This is a genomic window from Streptomyces sp. NPDC006879 (assembly GCF_042869595.1).
GTDB lineage: Bacteria > Actinomycetota > Actinomycetes > Streptomycetales > Streptomycetaceae > Streptomyces.
The window spans coordinates 12,097-28,940 of sequence record NZ_JBIAGC010000026.1; the positions used below are offsets into that span (position 1 = coordinate 12,097).

Genomic DNA, 16,844 nt, shown 5'->3' on the forward strand with positions numbered 1-16,844 from the left:
GCCTCCCGGCGGCGCGAGGCGCGAGGGGCCGCTCGGCATCGCCGGGAGGTCAGCTCCGCCGCCGCTTCAGCCGATCACCGCCATGCCTGTGGAAGGCGGCGATGCCGGCAGGCTCAGGCGCATCGCGGAACGGCCGAAGTCCGCCGGTAGCCCGCCGAAAGCGCCGACCTGCCCGGTGCCGAGGTCCCCCTCGCGGTAACGACGCGCGTGCTGGTGCCAGTTCAAGATGCCGGCCAACCAGTCCTGGAGCTCGACCACATAGCCGTCGAGTACCTCTCGCGCCTGAGCGTCGAGGCCGAAGTCCTCGTAAAGGAGGGGGAGCTGGTTCTGCGCGATGTGCTCGAACTCCTCCGTCCGTTGCTTCATCAGCGCGACACAGATGTCGAAGGCCTCCCGATAGCCGATATCGAAGAAGTTCTGCGTGACCAGGATGTGGTTGTGCACCTCACCTTCGTGCTCGATCTCCTTCTGGTACGAGAAGATGTCGTTGATCAAGCAGGCGACGTCCGCCGCGGCGCTCTCCAAGGAGCGCACGGTGCCGGAAGCGTAGATCTCGTCCGGAACTCCCCGCCCCTCATGGCCAAGCCGACACAAGTACATGGTCAGGTGCGAACCGAAGGTGTAGCGCCGCATCTCCGCGTAGTCGACCGGATCGGGAATGCGGTTCTCGATGGCGTTCTCCACCTCCCACACCCAACTCTCCAGCATCAGAACCAGCGTGGCGCGGAACTCCTCGCGCTGGCGGGTGCCCATGTCGCGAACCGTACGTGCCCACAGGTCCGCCAGGCTGCGCTCCATCGGGATCACGGGGGTCGGTGCCTCGTCGAGGTCGACGGGCAGCATCGAGATCAGCCGCGCGGTACAGGCCTTGGCCGCCGCCAGGTTCTTGCTCGCGCTGAAGACGACCGGGTAGTAGTCGTCCCCGTAGGTGCCCCAGGTGAGCCACTCGGCACTGAGGGTCAGCTGCTCCGGGCCGGCGTCCGGATCCAGGCCAGCCGAACAGAGGGCGAAGTCGTACCCGCGTAACCGGTTTTCGCTCCAGATGTGCGAGCCGGGGTCACCCGGATGCGGGTCCAGCAACCCCATGGACCTGGCCCAGGAAACCGATTCCTGACGTGCCACGTCCACATGGGGGTTCAGCGTCAGCTTGAACGGGAGGTCGAATTCGGGCAGGAGGCTCGGACCGACCTTCTGGAAGGGGACGTGACTGAAACTGCGGCGGCGCAGTTCCCAGGCACGGGGCTGGAAGACCGACCGGACGTCCAGGGCCGTGGTGCCGAGCCCGCTGGGCAGGAAGGGCAGTGCGAGTGGGGTCGTGCTGCGCGCGCCCTCGTTCATGTACCGACTGGAGACCATGTGCCATTCGTGGCCGCCGGACTGCCAGTCCTGTAGGCCCTTGGCGTAGGCCAACACCGCTGCGACCTCGACCGGGTTCAAGCCGTGCTCGGTGAACAACTGCGGGAGCTCGGTCAGGGCCGTGTGCTCGAACTGCTGCAGGCGCGAGGTCAACAGGTCGTTCGAGGCCTCCGCGGCCTGCTGCGTCGAGCAGCCGAGGAAGGTTTCCAACACGAGGATGGCATTGGACAGTTCGCCCTCCTCGCTCACTTCGCGTTCGTACGAGAAGATGTCGTTTCGGATGTGAACGGCATCGGAGAAGGCGTCCCGGAGCACACCCAGTGGCCTGGAGTGGGCCACCTGTGCGGGCACTTCGGCTTGGGCCGCGAACTCGACCAGCCCCGCCGACCAGGGTGCACCACCCACCTTGCGGCGCATCTCGATGTATTCGAGGGGGTTCGCGACGCGCCCGATGTCGATGTTGGAGAGCTCCCACATGGACTCGTTGAGCAGATTGCGTGTGCTCAGTGCGAAGCGGCTGCGCCAGTCCATCGACATGGCCGGTACGGTGCGGGTCCACAGGTCGGCGAGTCCGGCTTCCACGGGGTTGGTCGCCTCGGGGAAGCCCTCGCGGAGGTCCATCGGCATGAAAAGTGCCAGCCGGTCCAGATAGGACTTGGCCCCCGCGCGGTCCTGGGATCGTTTGAAGACCTCCAGGAAGTGGTCGTCGAAGAAGAAGACCCATACGTACCAGTCAGTGACCAGGGACAGTGTCGCCCCGTCGCAGTCGGGATGGGTGTAGGCGCACAACAAGGCGTAGTCGTGCGAGTCCAAGTCGCGTTCCTCCCAGACCCCGGACCCCTCCAACATCTCCAAGTCCCTTGCCCATTGCTTGGTATGAGCCCTCGCTTCCTCCAGGTGAGGGTTCAGTCGTGCCGGATACGGCACGTAGAAGTCCGGCAGTTGGAACGGCTGCGTCACGGGGCGGGGCCTCTCTGGGTCGGTGCGGGGGCCGCACCACGGCCCCCGCACGAGATCAGCACTGCACTACCCAGGATTCCTCCGCCATATGGGGGAGTTCACCTCATCAGGTGATCCTTCGATAAACCCGGCGCATGGGCGTTGGGTATGCCCGAAGGGCGATGCCGCAGGAGCGCATGAAGGGAGCTCCGTCGAGGGGATGTGCCCGCCAGAGGGAGGGACGGGAGCCCAGGGCGGCACGGCACGGTGCAGCCGCGGGACCCTCGCTTCCGGCGCGCTCGGGTGAACCGGCGCCCGGCGGAGCACTTCGCGCCCTCCCGCGACCCCGGCCCCGGGAGGCATCCCGGCCAGCCCCTAAGTGGCGCGCCCCGCCTGCACACGGTGGGCGATCCGCTGCGCCATGCCGCGTATGGGCCCCTTCGGGGCGGGCACGGGGGTCGGCTCGACCCGCACCACGAGGTTGTTTCCGGCGTCGAACTCCGTACCCACCGGCACGGGCCGTGCGTCGGGACCGAGGGGGAGCGGCCGGGGCCGGCCCTGAACCGCCACTTCCCTGGTGCGGGCCGCTCCGAGCCGTCCCGTCGCAGTCAGCCCGCGGGCGGTCGCGCTGATGCCCACCTCCCAGATCCCGCAGGGCAAGGGCGCCCCGCCGTTGACCGTGGCGAGGTCGATGACTGCCTCAAAGCCGGCCCGCCCGTAGTCGTAGCGCTCCTTGCCGCGGGCCGCCGTCAGGTGCGGCGTCGGAGTCTGTCCGGCGGCGACGGTGAGGACCTCCTGAGTGCCCCGCCGTCGCAAGGTGATCTCCGTCGTCAGCTTGTCGGTGTCCACCTGGTCGAGGTAGGCGTACCCCGCGAGTTTGATCCGGGTGCCCTCTTCGCTGAGCAGTTCCAGCCGCCTGCGCGGGCTGTTCCTGGCCATTTCCCCGGTGATATCGCAAAGATCCAGCGGTAGTTGCCCCGAGTGGCCCGATGCCGGCCAGGGGACAGTGGCGTACAGCCGGCCGTCGCGTACGGTGGCCCGGCCCGGCCGGCCTGCGAGGTCCCACCTGACGATCTCCACCAGTGCGTCGACGTGGCCCTCCCGCAGGCAGTGCACCCGCAGTCGCGCGGCTACGTCCAGCTTGGCCATGACCTCGGGGGTGACCCACTGGCGGGCGTACGGACGCGCGAGCTCCACCCACTCGGCGCGGGTGGCGGCGTCGGCCTCGACGAAGCGGCGGTCGAAGCGGCGCAGCAGCTCAACGCGGACATGACGGTAGATCAGATGAGTGCGTACAGGACCTGGTTCGGTGAGATCGGTGACCAAGCCGACCATCTCGGCGGCCTGTTCGACGACCTTGGAGTAGTCCAGGGAAGTGGAGGTGATGTTGCCGTCGTCGGCACGCTTCACGACGTAGTAGCAGTCGTAGTCGCCGACCACGGAGATCCTGCGGCTGTGCAGATAGGCGCGGGCGACGAAGTGTTGGTCCTCACTGATGCGCATGTGTTCCGGAAAGCGGATCGCATGCCTTTCGATCAGATCGCGACGGAAGAGCTTGAACGGCATCAAGGTGAAGTAGACGTCGCTGGCCAGCTCCGCCCGGTCCACGTCCTTCGCGAAGACCGCCTTGGGTACCTGCCTCCCGACCCCCACCAGCTTGGCGAGCACCGTGTCCGAGTCGTTGCGCTCGGCCATCGCCACCAGTCGCTCCAGAGCCTGCGGCCCCAGACAGTCGTCGGCGTCCACGAAGAAGACGTAGCGGCCCGTCGCCAGGTCCAGTCCGGCGTTCCGCGGCCGGCTCGGGCCACCGGAGGCCTTTTGGTGAAGGACGGTCATGCGCCAGGGCCGGGTGGTCCAGTGGTCGAGGAGATCGCCGCTGCCGTCCGTACTGCCGTCGTCGACGGCGATGACCTCCAACGCGTCCCTGCCCAGGGTCTGGACGTACAAGGACTCAAGGGTCCGCTCCAGGTAGGGCATGGCGTTGTGCACCGGGACGATCACGGACACGAGCACCGGGCTGGGAGTCGGGGAGTTCACCGAGAGCCTTTCAGTTCGACTGTCGGGAGGCCAACACCTTAACGGGGCACAGCCCTCGGCCGGGTGTACCGAGGGCTTTGGCGATCCGCGCCTGCGAGCACGGCCCCAGACCGTGTCCCGAGTGGACCTCCCTACCGGTAGAGATGAGGTGCATGGGTCATTGGTTCCCCCCGGGGCCCGGCGTGTCACCCCACCGTGTCGAGGGGCCCGTGCTCGTCGTCGCCGTCGGCCCACCGCCAAAGGGGTGTCCCGAGCGGCTCGACCGGGACCCCGACGGGTCCAGGGGGGCCGCTGCGGCACTCGCCACGTTGTCGGATCACCGCAGCGCGCTCCGTACGGGGGCGGTCCTCCACCGTCCGACGCACCGCATCCGACGCCGCACTGGTCCAAGGGGGACGGGACAGACCTGGCCCGGCTCGGCGACATGTGACGAAGGGCGGGTGCCTCGTGGGACTGCTCCTTGCGGTGTCGCGGTCACGCACCGGCGCGACCGCACGGCAGAGCCGGTGGGGGCCGGGCCTGGCCCGCGCCGTGGCCCGGCCCCGGTGGGCTCAGCCGGCCAGGGGCAGGCTCTGTCGGGCCTCTTCGGAGTCCGCGATCAACTGCATCAGCGTGCTACGGGCCCGTGCCACCCTGGAGCGCACGGTCCCGACCGGGATGCCGCCCGCCAGGGCGGCCTCGGCGTACGGAAGCCCTACCAGTTGGGTGAGGACGAAGGCCTCGCGCCGCTCGGCGGGAATGGCGGCGAGCAGTTCGGCGAGGGCGATTCCGTCCTCGAACCCGGGAAGCCCTTGTGGCTGGGCCTGCTCCGCCGCACTCTGCCAGTCATCGCGGTCGGAGAGGCGGGGACGGGCGGCGTTGTAGCGGAGGCTGTCGACCACCGTGCGGCGGGCGATGGAAAGGAGCCAGGTCCGCGCCGAGGAGCGGCCCTCGAAGCGGTGCAGGCTACCCAGGGCGCGCAGGAAGGTGTCCTGGGACAGGTCGTCTGCGGACTGAGGGTCCGCGGACAGGTGTGCGACGTACCGCCATACGTCACGTTGTAGGGCGCGCACGAACCCCTCCACGGCGTCCGGGTCCCCGTCACGGGCGGCGAGGGCCAGTCGGGTCGCTGACTCGTCGGCTGACTCCCGGGCGGCGGAACGAGGAGTCGGGGTTCGTGTGATGCCGGCGCGGGCGGTGTCGGTCGGTATTCGGCGCAGCCCCGCGGTGTGGGTGCGGCGATCGGTACCGTGGGGTGTGAGGCGCGAAGGCAGGGCAGTGGTCATCGCCAGGTGTCCTTCTCGAAGACGGGCCCGGGCCGCGCGCAGCTGGGCGGGGCGTCCGGGACCGGTGAAAGGTGGGTACAGGCCACTCGTGGAGTGGTCCGATGCCCGGGGTGCGTCGGATCGCGTCCCCGGGGAGCCGGCTGTCAAAGGACAGCTGTACCCACCGGTGGACCTCGCGAAGTGAGGCTGTAGACGAGCAGGAGACGCTTGGGCGCATCGGCGCGGTGGCCGATGCGGGGTCGCAGTTGCTGGTGCCCGGGGTTCAGGGCCCGACGGAGCAGTTGGCGAAGAGGGGCGAAGAGCCATCCGGCGAGCGCCCGCAGGAGGCGGAACGTGGCGCGTTCCCCGTGGCCGAGCCACAAGCCGCACAGCAGCGCCGCGAGGAGGTGGGCGCTGAGCATGCCGGGGGGTGGGAGGAGACCCATGTCATGGGCACCCGTCATCGGTGACATTGCAGTGTGGAGTACTTCGGTGCCGTTCGCCATCTGCTCATGAACGGCCGGCGCGACGGAAGCTGCGTGCGCTCCGTGCACCTGGTGCATGGCGTGCCTGGTGCCCGCCCCGTAGGGATCCGTGCCCGGCGAAGCCTGCGCCCAGGTGAACCCGATGTGCAACAGGGTCTGTGCACCGACCGCGGCGCCTGTGACCGCTGCCATGCCACGCTCACAGGAAGCCAGCGCCCACGCCGCTCCATAGGTGAGGACGAAGCCAGCGGACAACGACCACCACGGCACCCCCTGATCGGACATCAGAACGTGTCCCAGGGCCGCGAGCAGCACACACAGGGCTGCGAACACCGCAGCCCTCAACGCGCGACAACCCCGACCCGCCATCATGGCGCCCCATCCTCGCATCCGTGACTAGAGCGTCAACTGAGCCTCCACAAACTTGTGTTGCACATACCAAAGTCCATCGACTGTGACCGGTGACACAGCCCTTCGGGGGAACTGGTCCTCGCGCGGATCCGACCCCTGCAGAGACCAAAGAGCACTGAACACGGCGGGAAGGATGAGTTCGTTGGCAGCGGAGCACCGAGCGGCACCGATGGCCGGCACCGGTTCGCCGGCGCCCAAGGGCGTGACGGAACCCGGTCGGGACCGAGCACTCACGGCGCTGCTCACCAGTGCCATGGCCTACTCCATGCTGCAACTGTTCCTCCTGGGCGCCCTTGGGCCACGGCTCGTCGATGATCTGGGTCTGTCTCCCACGGTGTTGGGCCTGACCACCACCATCGGTTTCGGCACAGCAGCTCTGCTGTCTCCGGCCGGCGGCCGGTTGGTGGACCGGATCGGCCCGCGACGGGCTCTGGTGCTGCTGCTGCTCGTCTCGGCGGCAGCGCTCGCGCTGATCGGAGCCGCGCCCGGAGCGGGATTCCTGCTGTTCGCCGTCGCCCTGGGCGGTCTTCCGCAGGCCCTGGCCAACCCGGCCACCAACAAGGCGATCCTGGCCGTAGTCCCGGGCCCTCGCCGGGGGCCGGTGACGGGGGTGAAGCAGTCCGGCGTGCAACTGGGTGCCTTCGCCGCTGGTTTGCCCCTGACGGCCCTGGCGGCCGGAATCGGTTGGCGCGCAGCGTTGTGGACGGCCGCGCTCCCGGCCGTCGCGGTCGCGCTGTGGGCCGGGCGGGCGCTCCCGGCTGACCCCGCGCCGGGCCCGCCCCCCTCTGCTCGCCCCACCCTCGTGCCGCGCGGCACGATCGCCTGGCTCGCCGGCTTCTCCCTCTTGCTCGGTTGTGGAATCTCCTCGGTCAACACCTATCTGGCGCTCTTCGGCACGGATCGCTTGGACCTCGGGCCGACGGCAGCCGGCGCGCTGGTCGCGGTGCTCGGCGTGGCCGGCATCGTCGGGCGGGTGGGGTGGTCCAAGGCAGCCCGACCGGGGCGAGCTGAGTGGCTGCCGGGCATCCTCGCGGCGGGGTCCGTGGGCGCGGCGGTGCTCTTGTTCGCGGCGCAGGACGTACATGCCCTGGCGTGGCCGGCTGCGGTGGCGGTCGGGGTGTTCGCGGTGTCCGGCAACGCGGTGTCGATGGTGCTGGTCATGCAGCGGGCTGGCGCCGCCCGGGCAGGGCAGGACTCCGCCCTGGTCTCGGCCGGATTCTTCGCAGGCTTCGCCTTCGGTCCTCCGGTGTTCGGCCTGCTCGCCGCTTCCGGCCGGTACGGTGCCGGTTGGCTGCTGGTCGCCGTCGAGTTCGCGGCGGCCGGTGTGGTCGCGCTGCTGTGGGCGTACCGCGATCGTCACCGCGGAGCCGGTGCGTGAGCGCGCGAGGACCGGTGCCCGCTGGGCCGTCTCCGCTCTCCCGCTGGGCACAGCGGGAGTTGGACCAGGTGCTGGCCAGAGCCCGCGAGACCCAACGGGAAGTCGGGCCGCGCTACCCCCTGTTCGCCGACCCTGAGACGGGGCGGTGGAAGACCACCGGTCGCGGTTCGTGGACCGGAGGCACCTGGGCGGGGCTGTTGTGGCTCATGGCCCTGCGCAGCGGTGATCCCGAAGACCGCGCGAACGCTCTTGACTGCACGAGCCGCCTCGCCGTCTGGACGGATGCGGACACGGCGGCCCGCGGCTTGATCTTCTGGTACGGGACGGCCCTGGCCGGCGGGGCCGACGAGGTGGCCGCGATGCGCACCCGGGCAGCGCGGACCCTGCTGTCCTCCTTCGAGCCACAGCTCGAAATGGTCCCTTGGGGAACGGCGTTCGGCGGGCCGCGGTGGGTAGCCCGACTGGATGCGGTACCAGGAGTACAGCAGCTCCTGGCTCCCTTGGGGGAGGGCGGGGCGCGCGCGGCCCGGGGTCATCTGCTGCGCCACTGCGCCCTGTGGTCGGCTGATGTGGACGGATCGACAACGAGGGCGCGTCCTTCCGCCTGGCAGTTCCTGACGCCCCCGGGAGGCGGGGCGGAGCGCGGGTGGGTCGCCATCGGTGAACCGCGACCCGGTTGGAGCCGTGGCACGGCCTGGTTGTTGCTCGCGGTGGTCGATGCGCTCGTAGTGGCCGAAGGCGGCGAACGCCTCCCGCTCACTCCTGGCCGCACTTCAGGCTCCGAGGAAGCAGGTCGGCCGTCCTGCGCTGCCGGGGCCACGGCCGGCGAGGCCGCTGTCCTCATGTCGACGGCAGCGCTGCTGATTGGGGCCCTCGGGCACCCGGGCGGACCCCTGGTGCCGCCCGCCGTGTTGGGCTGCGCCCAGGCTCCCGCCGACACCTCCGCCGCGGCGATCACCGCGGTCGCCCTGCTCAAGCTCGCGGCGTTCGACCGGCCCGGGGCCGCCGCACACCACGAGCGAGGTGTGGCAGTTCTGGCTCACTTGGTACGCCGGCACTGCGTGCGAGGGCGTCTGCTCGACGGCTGCTACGACCTCGCCGGGGACCTGGCGGTACGTCACGAACTCGTGTGGGGGAACTTCTTCCTCGCGCTTGGCCTGGCCTCCCTGTGCGGCCTGGTGGACCTCCGCGCCCTGTGAAGGTCCCAGCGCGCTTCGGGGATCGTTCTCGCAGCCATCGTGTGCCCCTGCCGCCGTCAGGGGACTTCGGTGTCCGCCTGTCGTCGAGGCCCTGTTCAGTAGGTGCGCAGCACCCGCTTGGCCACGGAGGTGATGTGGAGCTCGTCCGGTCCGTCCAGGATGCGGGCAGCCCGCCCCGTGCGCAGGAGGGCGGGCAAGGGCGTATCGGGCCCGAGGCCGGCGGCGCCGTGGACCTGGATGGCGGCGTCGGCGATCTGGTGTAGGGTCCGGGCCGCCGCGACCTTGGCCAGGCCCGTCTCCACGTGGGCGTCCTCTCCGGCCGAGAGCGCTGACACCGCCTCGTAGACCAGTGGCCGGCAACTGCGCAGGGCCAGCAGTGACTCGAACACGTGCTGCTGCACCAGTTGCCGATCGGCGAGACGCCCCCGGCCGGCAGCTCTTGCGCACATCAGATCGAAGGCCCTGCGTGCCTGGCCCAGCCACCGTAGGCACCGCAGCGTCCGGCCCAGCTGGAGCCGTTCGGCGGCCACGGACAGTGCGTCACCGCGGGGACCCACCAGGTGCGAGTCTGGTACGCGAACCCCGTCGAGTGCGAACTCCCACTGCCCCGCGGCACCGAGCACCGGGAGCTCGCGCACCAGGCGGAACCCCGGGGAGGTGGTGGGGACGAGCAGGAGCGAGAGGCCGTGGCGGTCTTCTTCCTTGCCGTCCGTACGGGCCAGGACCGTGACGAAGTCCGCTTCTGCGGCGCCGGTGGTGAACCATTTGCGGCCGGTGACCACCCAGGTCCCGTTGTTTTCCTGGTGAGCCCTCGTGGTGGTCGATAGCGGTTCGGTGCCCGGTACGCCGGGCTCGGTCATCGCGTACGCGCAGTGCAGCTCTCCGTGAACCAGGCCCCGTAGAACCCGTTCCTGCACCTCGGGACGGGCGTGGTTTCGCAACATCCGCACGTCCAGCAGCGGGGCCGAGCCGAGCGCCGAAGCGCCGTGGTCGCTCGCCCCCTCGGCCTCGGCCAGATGGGCGTAGAGGTCGAGGGGCAGCCCCTGTCCGCCCAGTTCGACGGGTAGCGGCATCGCCCACAGGCCGGCCTCCAGAGCCGCCCTGCGCAGGTGGGACCAGGCGGCTGTGGCCGGCGCTCCTCCCGCGTCCAGCAGCCGCTCCGCCGGCTGCACCCGCTCGTGTACGAAGTCGCTGACGCGATCGCGCAACTCCTGGACGGGGGCTGGGCACCGGGGGGTTCCGAGGGTTGCGGGAGCCTTGGCCCCGGCGGGTTCTGTCGCCGCCACTTTTCGTCATTCCTCCTGCTTCGTCGGGAACTTCGGGGAACAGCAGTCCGACTGTCTGTCTGTGGAACTGGTCGGGTGCGCACGCCCCGGGGTTCCCGAGACCACACGCTTTTCGCGCGCCGGCCGATCGCCGACCACGCCAGGAGAGGAGAGGCATGGCGTCACCAGTCGCCACCACCAGCCACTCGACGGTCCGAATCCACGACGGAGTCGACCAACCCCTCGCAGGAGTGCACCTCGAATACAGCGGGCAACCGGAGTTGGTGGATCCAGTAGTGACCCACCTGCGTCTGCTCGGAGCAACTGCGGCAACCTCCGGCCGTCGAACGACGGAAGGCTGCCGACTGACCTTGAGCGGAGCCGAGTTCGAACCCGTCCATGCCCGACTCGGGTGGGGTGTGGGGCTGACGGGTGAAGCCGCCGTTCAGGCAGTGACCGGCATCATGGCGGTGCACGGACGCAGGGACGGCCTGCCGCGCGGACTCGCCGTCGACTACGCCGCCAGTGCCGCTGCGGTGCTCTCGGTCCAGGGTCTGCTGGCTTCGTTGATCGGCCAGTTGCGTGGCGGTCCGAGCGTCGAGGTCAGCTGCACCGCCGAGCGCGCGGCCCTGCTCGCCGTCTCCCAGTACCTGGCAGCAGCTGGAGCCGACGAGGCGGAGGCCGTGGAGCTCGCCGCGGGGGGTCCTCCTTTCACCTCCACCGACGGCGTGATGTTCGAACTGGAGACCCTCGACCCTGGGGCCTGGGCGTCCTTCTGGCGCGAACTGGGCGCGAACAAGGAGGAGATGCGTACCGGTTGGCGTCCCTTCCAGTTCCGCTATGCAACAGCCTGCGCCCCCTTCCCGCAGTCTCTCCACGGGCTCACCGCGCGGCACACCTGGTCACGGATCAGGGCAGCCGCCGAGAGGTCCGGGGCGCAGGTGTGTGCCCTGCGTACCCTGGCGGAGCGGTCGGTGGAACACGATCCGGGGCAAGCGCCCTGGTCGCTAAGTCCGTTCACCGGTCCGGTGCGGAAGCGCACGGCGTCTGCGGCGAACCCCACCGCCCGGCACCCGCTGGCCGGTCTGACCGTCATCGAGGCCGGGCGTCGCATCCAAGCTCCTTTGGTGGCGCACCTGTTGGGAAGGCTCGGCGCCGAGGTGATCCGCATCGAGCCGCCAGGCGGGGACCCGTTGCGTGGGATGCCACCAACCTGTGCGGGAATCTCCGCGCGATGGCTCGCGCTGAACCGGGGGAAGTCAGCGGTGGAAGCGGACATCAAGACCGAAGCCGGGCGGCGCAGGGTCGTGGAACTGGCCGCCGAGGCGGACGTCTTCCTGCACAACTGGGCTCCCGGGAAGGCCGCAACGCTGGGCTTGGACCGCCCGGACCTGCAACTCGCCAACCCCTCTTTGGTCTACGCCTACACCAGTGGTTGGGCCGACCGGATCACCGACGCCCCCATGGGTACGGACTTCATGGTCCAGGCGCGCACCGGGCTGGGCGAGGCCGCCCGGTGCGCGGACGAACTCCCGGCACCCTCCTTGATGACCCTGCTCGATGTACTGGGCGGTCTCCTGGGGGCCGAGGCGGTCCTCGCCGGCCTCCTGCTGACCGTACGGACCGGCGGCCGGGGCGTACAGGTGGACTCCTCCTTGCTCGGTGCCGCCGAGATGCTCACCGCGCCCGCGTTGGGTCGCATTCGCCGGGGAGAGCTCGGCCGTCGTCCCGCTGGCTTCCGGCGCCCCCTACGCACCGCCGACGGCTGGGTCGCGCCGGTCGAGGAGAGTACACCGGCCCTTACGGAGCACGGTCTCGACCGGCTGCCCACCGGCGAGGCGCTGGAGCTGTTGGCCGCACAGGGGGTGACGGCCGTACCCGTGGTCACTGATCTGCGCCAACTCCTGGACGCTGCACCACAGCCCGCGCCCCGGGGGGCCCAAGCCGCCGGTGCCCGTGCCGCGGTCGAACCGGACGCAGCCGCGCCGGTCGACGCCGCGGGGCCCCGCGTCCCCTCGTCCCAGATCGGCCGTGACGATCACGGCGCCCCCGTAGTTCCCGACCCATGGAGCTTCGCATGACCGTCGAACTGACCGATCTCCTGCCCGTCGAACTGCGCCGCTCCTGGGCAGCGGACGGCACCTGCCCGGACCTGGACCTCTACAGCCTCTACCGCGCTCGGCAGATCGCTGACCCGCACCGCACCGCGGTCATCGATGCCAAGGGCAAACTGTGCTACACCGCGCTCGATCGGAAGGTGCGCTGCCTGGCGGCCGGACTACACGGGCTGGGCATCGGCGAGGGTGACGTGGTGGGTGTGCAACTCCCCAGTTCGAGGAACGCCGTCATCGCCGACCTGGCCCTGGCCGCGCTCGGCGCGATCGCCCTGCCCTTCCCGGTTGGTCGGGGCAGATCAGAAGCCGAGAGCCTACTGAGGCGCTCCGAGGCCGTTGCCGTGATCGCCGCTGTCGAGCACCGCGGCAACCGGCACGCCGAAGAGCTCCTGGCATCCGCACCGGACCTCCCTGCCCTACGACAGGTCATTGCGGCTTCGCCGGGAACGGCACCCGAAGGAACGATCCCTCTTTCCTCCCTGCTCCGCTCGGACCCGGCAGCCTTCACCCCGGCGCGCCCCGATCCCGACAGCGCGGCACGCATCCTCGTCTCCTCCGGTTCCGAAGCCGAACCGAAGATGGTCGCCTACTCGCACAACGCGCTCGCCGGTGGCCGCGGCAACTTCCTGGCCTCGCTCATGCCCGAGGACACTCCGCTGCGCGCCCTCTTCCTGGTCCCGCTGTCCTCCGCCTTCGGCTCCAACGGAACCGCGGTCACGCTGGCCAGGCACGGCGGAACGCTCGTGCTCATCGACCACTTCACCCCCGAGGACGCCCTGGCCGCGGTACGCGAACACGCCCCCACCCACATCCTGGGGGTGCCGACGATGGTGCGGATGATGCTGGACCGGCTGGAGGCACAGGCCACGGCGGACGGGTTTGCCGGCGAGCTGCCAGTGCCCACCGCGGTGGTCCTTGGCGGCGCCGCGCTGGATGAGGCCACGGCCAAGGACGCCCGGCGGGCCTTCGGGTGTGCGGTGGTGAACCTGTACGGCTCAGCCGACGGCGTCAACTGCCATAGCGGGCTCGACTCCGACGGGGCAGAGGTCGGCGGCGCCGCAGGAGTCGTGGCGGGCCGTCCGGACCCGAAGGTGGCGGACATCGTGATCGCCGCCCCGCACCGGGAATCCACAGCGGATGGGGCTGCCGTTGCCGATCACGGCGAAGAACCCGAACCCGTGTCCGCCGGAACCATCGGCGAGATCATCGCGCGTGGGCCCATGACGCCCCTGTGCTACGTCGCCTCGCCCGAACTCGATGCCCGCTACCGCACGCGCGGCGGCTGGGTCCGCACGGGCGACCTCGGGTACCTGGACGAGGGCGGGACCTTGCACGTAGTCGGCCGGCTCAAGGACATCGTCATCCGTGGTGGTGCCAACATCAGCCCGGCTGAGGTCGAACGGGCCCTGGCCGCACATCCGTTGGTTCGAGACGTCGTGTGTCTGGGTGTTCCGGACGAGCTGATGGGCGAGCGCCTGGCCGCCTGTGTGGTGCCCCGCGGCGGCGAGGCGCCGACCCTGGAGGCGCTGACCGCGCACCTCGGTGAGCAGGGACTTGAGCAGCGCAAGCACCCCGAGCGATTGGTCGTACTCGGCGAACTCCCCCTCAATCCCGCGGGCAAGCCCGACCGCGCAGCCCTGCGTCAGCGGTTCGTGGCCCCGCAGCGCTGACGAACAGCGCGTCCGAGTAGGAACGCGTGAAGGGGCGTGCCGTCCGCAGCCGGTTCAACAGGCCTTGGCGGCACGTCCCTTGGGGAGCGGTGCCGGGGCCACCAACAACCGGGACGCACAGGTCCACGTGGTTCCCCGTGCGTCGCCGGTGGCCGGACGGGACCCGCCCAGCCACCGGCGAGCGGCCTCAGCCGCCAAGAGCCTTCTTCAACTCGGCCGCCGCGTTGCGGAACACCGGCATCAGGTCGAGGTCGTTGTCCGGGTAGTTGACGATGGCGATCTGTCGGGCCTTGGAACCGGGCAGTACCGTTCCGGTCGACATGTGGGCGTTGTCCAGTACCAGCGAGGGCTTCTTCGTGGAGAGCTCCGCCAGCTGCGACGGAGTGACGGCCTCGGGGCCGTAGGTGCCCACCGTGTTGAACCCCCCGAGCTCCGCTGACCAGACGGTGAAGAGCTGAGCCACCACCTGCGGGCGTTTTCCGCCCGGCCAGGCGGACTTGACCTCCTGGGACAGCGTGGCGTACTCACCCTTGAAGGACTCCTGCCACTTGGACGCAGCCTCCTGGGTGCCGAAGAGCGCCCCCAGCCGGCCCACTTCGGCCTCCACCTTGGCGGCACCGTTGTCCAGATTCACCTCGACCAGTTTCGCCTTGGAGCCGGCAGCCTCCTTGATCTTCGCCGCGTAGGGCTCGAACGGCGCGTACAGCACGAAGTCGGCCTTGGCCACGGCGGCGAGGTCCGAAGGCTTCGGATCGTAGTCCGGTGCGTGGTGGACCGACTGGGGGACTATCACCTGCACGTCCTCGGCGCCGGCAGCCTTCGCGAAGGCACCCTCCCAGGTGGTGGTGGCCACGACCACGGGCTTGCTCTTGTCGCTCCGCCCACCGGTCTGCCCGGTGCCCTTCGGATCCTGTGCCCCGGCCTGTACGTTCTCGTGGTTGCCCTCGTGCCCGTCGGCCGAGGCGTCGCCCTTGGTGCAGCCGGTGGCGAACCCACCGAGGGCCAGTGAACCGGTCAGTGCGACGAGGGCAGGGATCCGGATGATGCCGGCACGGATGCGCGCCATGAGGTGATTCTCCGATCGGGGATGAGATGGACGCCGAGGACCGCGATCCCGGCGGTGAGGACGAGGACGGGCCCAGGAGGCCAGTCCCGCCAGAGGGCGATGAGGAAACCCACGACGTTGACGGTGACGCCGATGGCCATCGCCCACAGCGTGATGGACTTCAAGGAGGTGCCCAGACGGCGAGCCGCCAGCGCGGGCAGCAGCGTCAGCGCGTCGACCAACAGCGCGCCCGTCAGCTTGATGGCACCGGCCACCGAAACGGCCACCAGGACCAACAGGACCAGAGTGAGGGCGCGCACCGGCACGCCCGAGGTCAGCGCCAGCTCGCGGTCGTAGAGCAGCAGCCCGATCTCTCGTCTGCGCCACCAGAAGAGGGCCGGTACGGTGACGGCGAGGACGGCGAGGACCACGAGGTCGGCGGTCCCGACGGACAGGATGGAACCCCAAAGGAGGGCGAAGGCGCCGGATGCGTTGACGCCCGAGACCGCGAGGATCAGCAGCGCGGCGGCGATCGCCAGACTCATCAGCAGCCCCATGGCTCCGGAAAGCCCGTCGGGGGTTCGGGCGAGGGGAGCCACGCCGGCTCCCGCGAGGGCGCAGGCGACGAGCGCGCAGAGCATCGGGTCCAGGCCGGTCAGCAGGCCGATGGCAATGCCCAGTAGGGCCACGTGCATCATCGCGAAACGCACCGGCATGATGTCCAGGCCGACGATGACGACACCGATTACCGGCAGACCCACCGCCGCCAGCAGGAGCGCGATGCCGGCCCGCTGGACGGGTACGAGCTGGAGCAGCGTGCCGATGTCGGCGCTCGCCAATGTGAGCGCGTCCATTACCGCACCTCCCGAAGCCGGCCGGCCGCCATCTCCAGGACGCGGTCGCACCGACCGGCCAGCGCGCGGTCGTGGGTGACCACGACCAAGGTGACAGGAAGGGCGGTGAGCACGTCCGCGGCCTCCTCCTGCCCGGCGAAGTCGAGCGCGGCTGTCGGTTCGTCGGCCAGGAGGACCTGTGCGCCGGCGGCCACACAGCCGATCGCGCGCGCCAGGTACATCCGCTGCAACTGGCCGCCGGAGAGGGTGTGCAAGGGGCGGGAGACCAGTGCGCCCACGCCGAGTTTCGCAGCGGCCTCGCCCGCTTCCCGGGGTGCGGCGCTACTCGCGAGTAGTTCCCTTCCCAGCAACGGGAACCGGCCTGTGGCCGGCTTCTGCGGGATCCAGGCGCAGGCGCGCCGTCGCCAAGCCCATTCGGCCGCCGTGCGGGTCTCCCGCCCGCCGACGGTGATGCGTCCGCTCGTCTGACGGTGCAGACCGAGCACGGCCCGCAGGAGCGTGGTCTTTCCGGAGCCGTTGGTGCCGGTCAGCGCCACGCGTTCGCCCGCTGCGATCTCCAGGTCCACGGCGGCCACGGCCGCTACCCGCCCGTGCCGGCAGCCGACCTCCCGCATCCTGATGTCCAGCCCGCCCATTCCGTGCCCTTCGCCTTCCCCATGTGCCCTGCTGCTGCAGTAGTCGGAGGGAAGGGCGGACTGGTTCCCGGGAATGCGTTCAGTCGGCTGCGGCGGGATCGGCATCGCCCGGGCCGTGCCTGTTCGGGGCCGGAGTCACCGGTGAGTACGCTCAATTTCCTCGATATGCGCCACCGCAGTGTCAGCCGTGACCGTGCACTGCTACACCTGAC

General features: G+C 70.1%; 12 protein-coding genes. 4 read left to right on the forward strand and 8 right to left on the reverse strand.

Going from position 1 to position 16,844, the window contains the following annotated elements:
• Window positions 1-66: 66 nt before the first annotated feature.
• The 4 genes from ACFYMC_RS19505 to ACFYMC_RS19520 all read right to left on the reverse strand — a co-directional run bounded on the left by ACFYMC_RS19505 (window position 67) and on the right by ACFYMC_RS19520 (window position 6,394).
• The gene (locus tag ACFYMC_RS19505; protein WP_388526598.1) at window positions 67-2,316 is read right to left on the reverse strand and encodes a germacradienol/geosmin synthase; all 2,250 of its coding nucleotides are present in this window, start codon (window positions 2,314-2,316) and stop codon (window positions 67-69) included.
• Window positions 2,317-2,670: 354 nt separating this feature from the next.
• Window positions 2,671-4,302 carry a glycosyltransferase family 2 protein gene (locus ACFYMC_RS19510; RefSeq protein WP_388526601.1) on the reverse strand — a complete coding sequence of 544 codons (1,632 nt, stop codon included), beginning with the start codon at window positions 4,300-4,302 and terminating at the stop codon, window positions 2,671-2,673.
• A 581-nt stretch (window positions 4,303-4,883) separates the two neighbouring features.
• On the reverse strand, window positions 4,884-5,597 hold the full coding sequence (locus ACFYMC_RS19515) for a sigma-70 family RNA polymerase sigma factor (RefSeq protein ID WP_388526604.1): 714 nt from the start codon (window positions 5,595-5,597) through the stop codon (window positions 4,884-4,886).
• 143 nt (window positions 5,598-5,740) lie between these two features.
• Entirely contained in the window at window positions 5,741-6,394 is a 654-nt protein-coding gene (locus ACFYMC_RS19520) for a hypothetical protein (protein ID WP_388526607.1), read from the reverse strand.
• A gap of 247 nt (window positions 6,395-6,641) precedes the next feature.
• Here ACFYMC_RS19520 and ACFYMC_RS19525 point away from each other — a divergent pair, with 247 nt between their 5' ends.
• Complete coding sequence (locus ACFYMC_RS19525) at window positions 6,642-7,850, forward strand: MFS transporter (protein WP_388526767.1); 1,209 nt, start codon at window positions 6,642-6,644, stop codon at window positions 7,848-7,850.
• Window positions 7,847-9,049, forward strand: coding sequence for a sugar ABC transporter permease (locus ACFYMC_RS19530; RefSeq protein WP_388526610.1), 1,203 nt, complete (start codon window positions 7,847-7,849; stop codon window positions 9,047-9,049). Before ACFYMC_RS19525 ends, ACFYMC_RS19530 begins: the two co-directional genes overlap by 4 nt.
• 95 nt (window positions 9,050-9,144) lie before the next feature.
• On the opposite strand, the gene ACFYMC_RS19535 is transcribed toward ACFYMC_RS19530, so the two are convergent.
• Window positions 9,145-10,335 (reverse strand): acyl-CoA dehydrogenase family protein, encoded by a 1,191-nt coding sequence (locus ACFYMC_RS19535; protein WP_388526613.1) that lies wholly within the window; start codon window positions 10,333-10,335, stop codon window positions 9,145-9,147.
• 155 nt (window positions 10,336-10,490) lie between these two features.
• Here ACFYMC_RS19535 and ACFYMC_RS19540 point away from each other — a divergent pair, with 155 nt between their 5' ends.
• Window positions 10,491-12,395, forward strand: coding sequence for a CoA transferase (locus ACFYMC_RS19540; RefSeq protein WP_388526616.1), 1,905 nt, complete (start codon window positions 10,491-10,493; stop codon window positions 12,393-12,395).
• Window positions 12,392-14,098, forward strand: a complete 1,707-nt coding sequence (locus tag ACFYMC_RS19545; protein ID WP_388526619.1) for a class I adenylate-forming enzyme family protein — start codon at window positions 12,392-12,394, stop codon at window positions 14,096-14,098. Before ACFYMC_RS19540 ends, ACFYMC_RS19545 begins: the two co-directional genes overlap by 4 nt.
• 187 nt (window positions 14,099-14,285) lie before the next feature.
• Here the strand turns inward: ACFYMC_RS19545 and ACFYMC_RS19550 are convergent, their stop codons facing one another.
• The 3 genes from ACFYMC_RS19550 to ACFYMC_RS19560 are packed head-to-tail and all read right to left on the reverse strand — an operon-like array spanning window position 14,286 to window position 16,632.
• Window positions 14,286-15,164, reverse strand: coding sequence for a metal ABC transporter solute-binding protein, Zn/Mn family (locus ACFYMC_RS19550; RefSeq protein WP_388526622.1), 879 nt, complete (start codon window positions 15,162-15,164; stop codon window positions 14,286-14,288).
• Window positions 15,113-15,997: a metal ABC transporter permease gene (locus ACFYMC_RS19555; RefSeq protein ID WP_388526625.1), complete on the reverse strand. Its 885-nt coding sequence runs from the start codon at window positions 15,995-15,997 to the stop codon at window positions 15,113-15,115. Before ACFYMC_RS19555 ends, ACFYMC_RS19550 begins: the two co-directional genes overlap by 52 nt.
• Window positions 15,997-16,632 (reverse strand): metal ABC transporter ATP-binding protein, encoded by a 636-nt coding sequence (locus ACFYMC_RS19560; protein ID WP_388526628.1) that lies wholly within the window; start codon window positions 16,630-16,632, stop codon window positions 15,997-15,999. The genes ACFYMC_RS19555 and ACFYMC_RS19560 overlap by 1 nt, the downstream gene beginning before the upstream one ends.
• Window positions 16,633-16,844 lie beyond the last annotated feature (212 nt).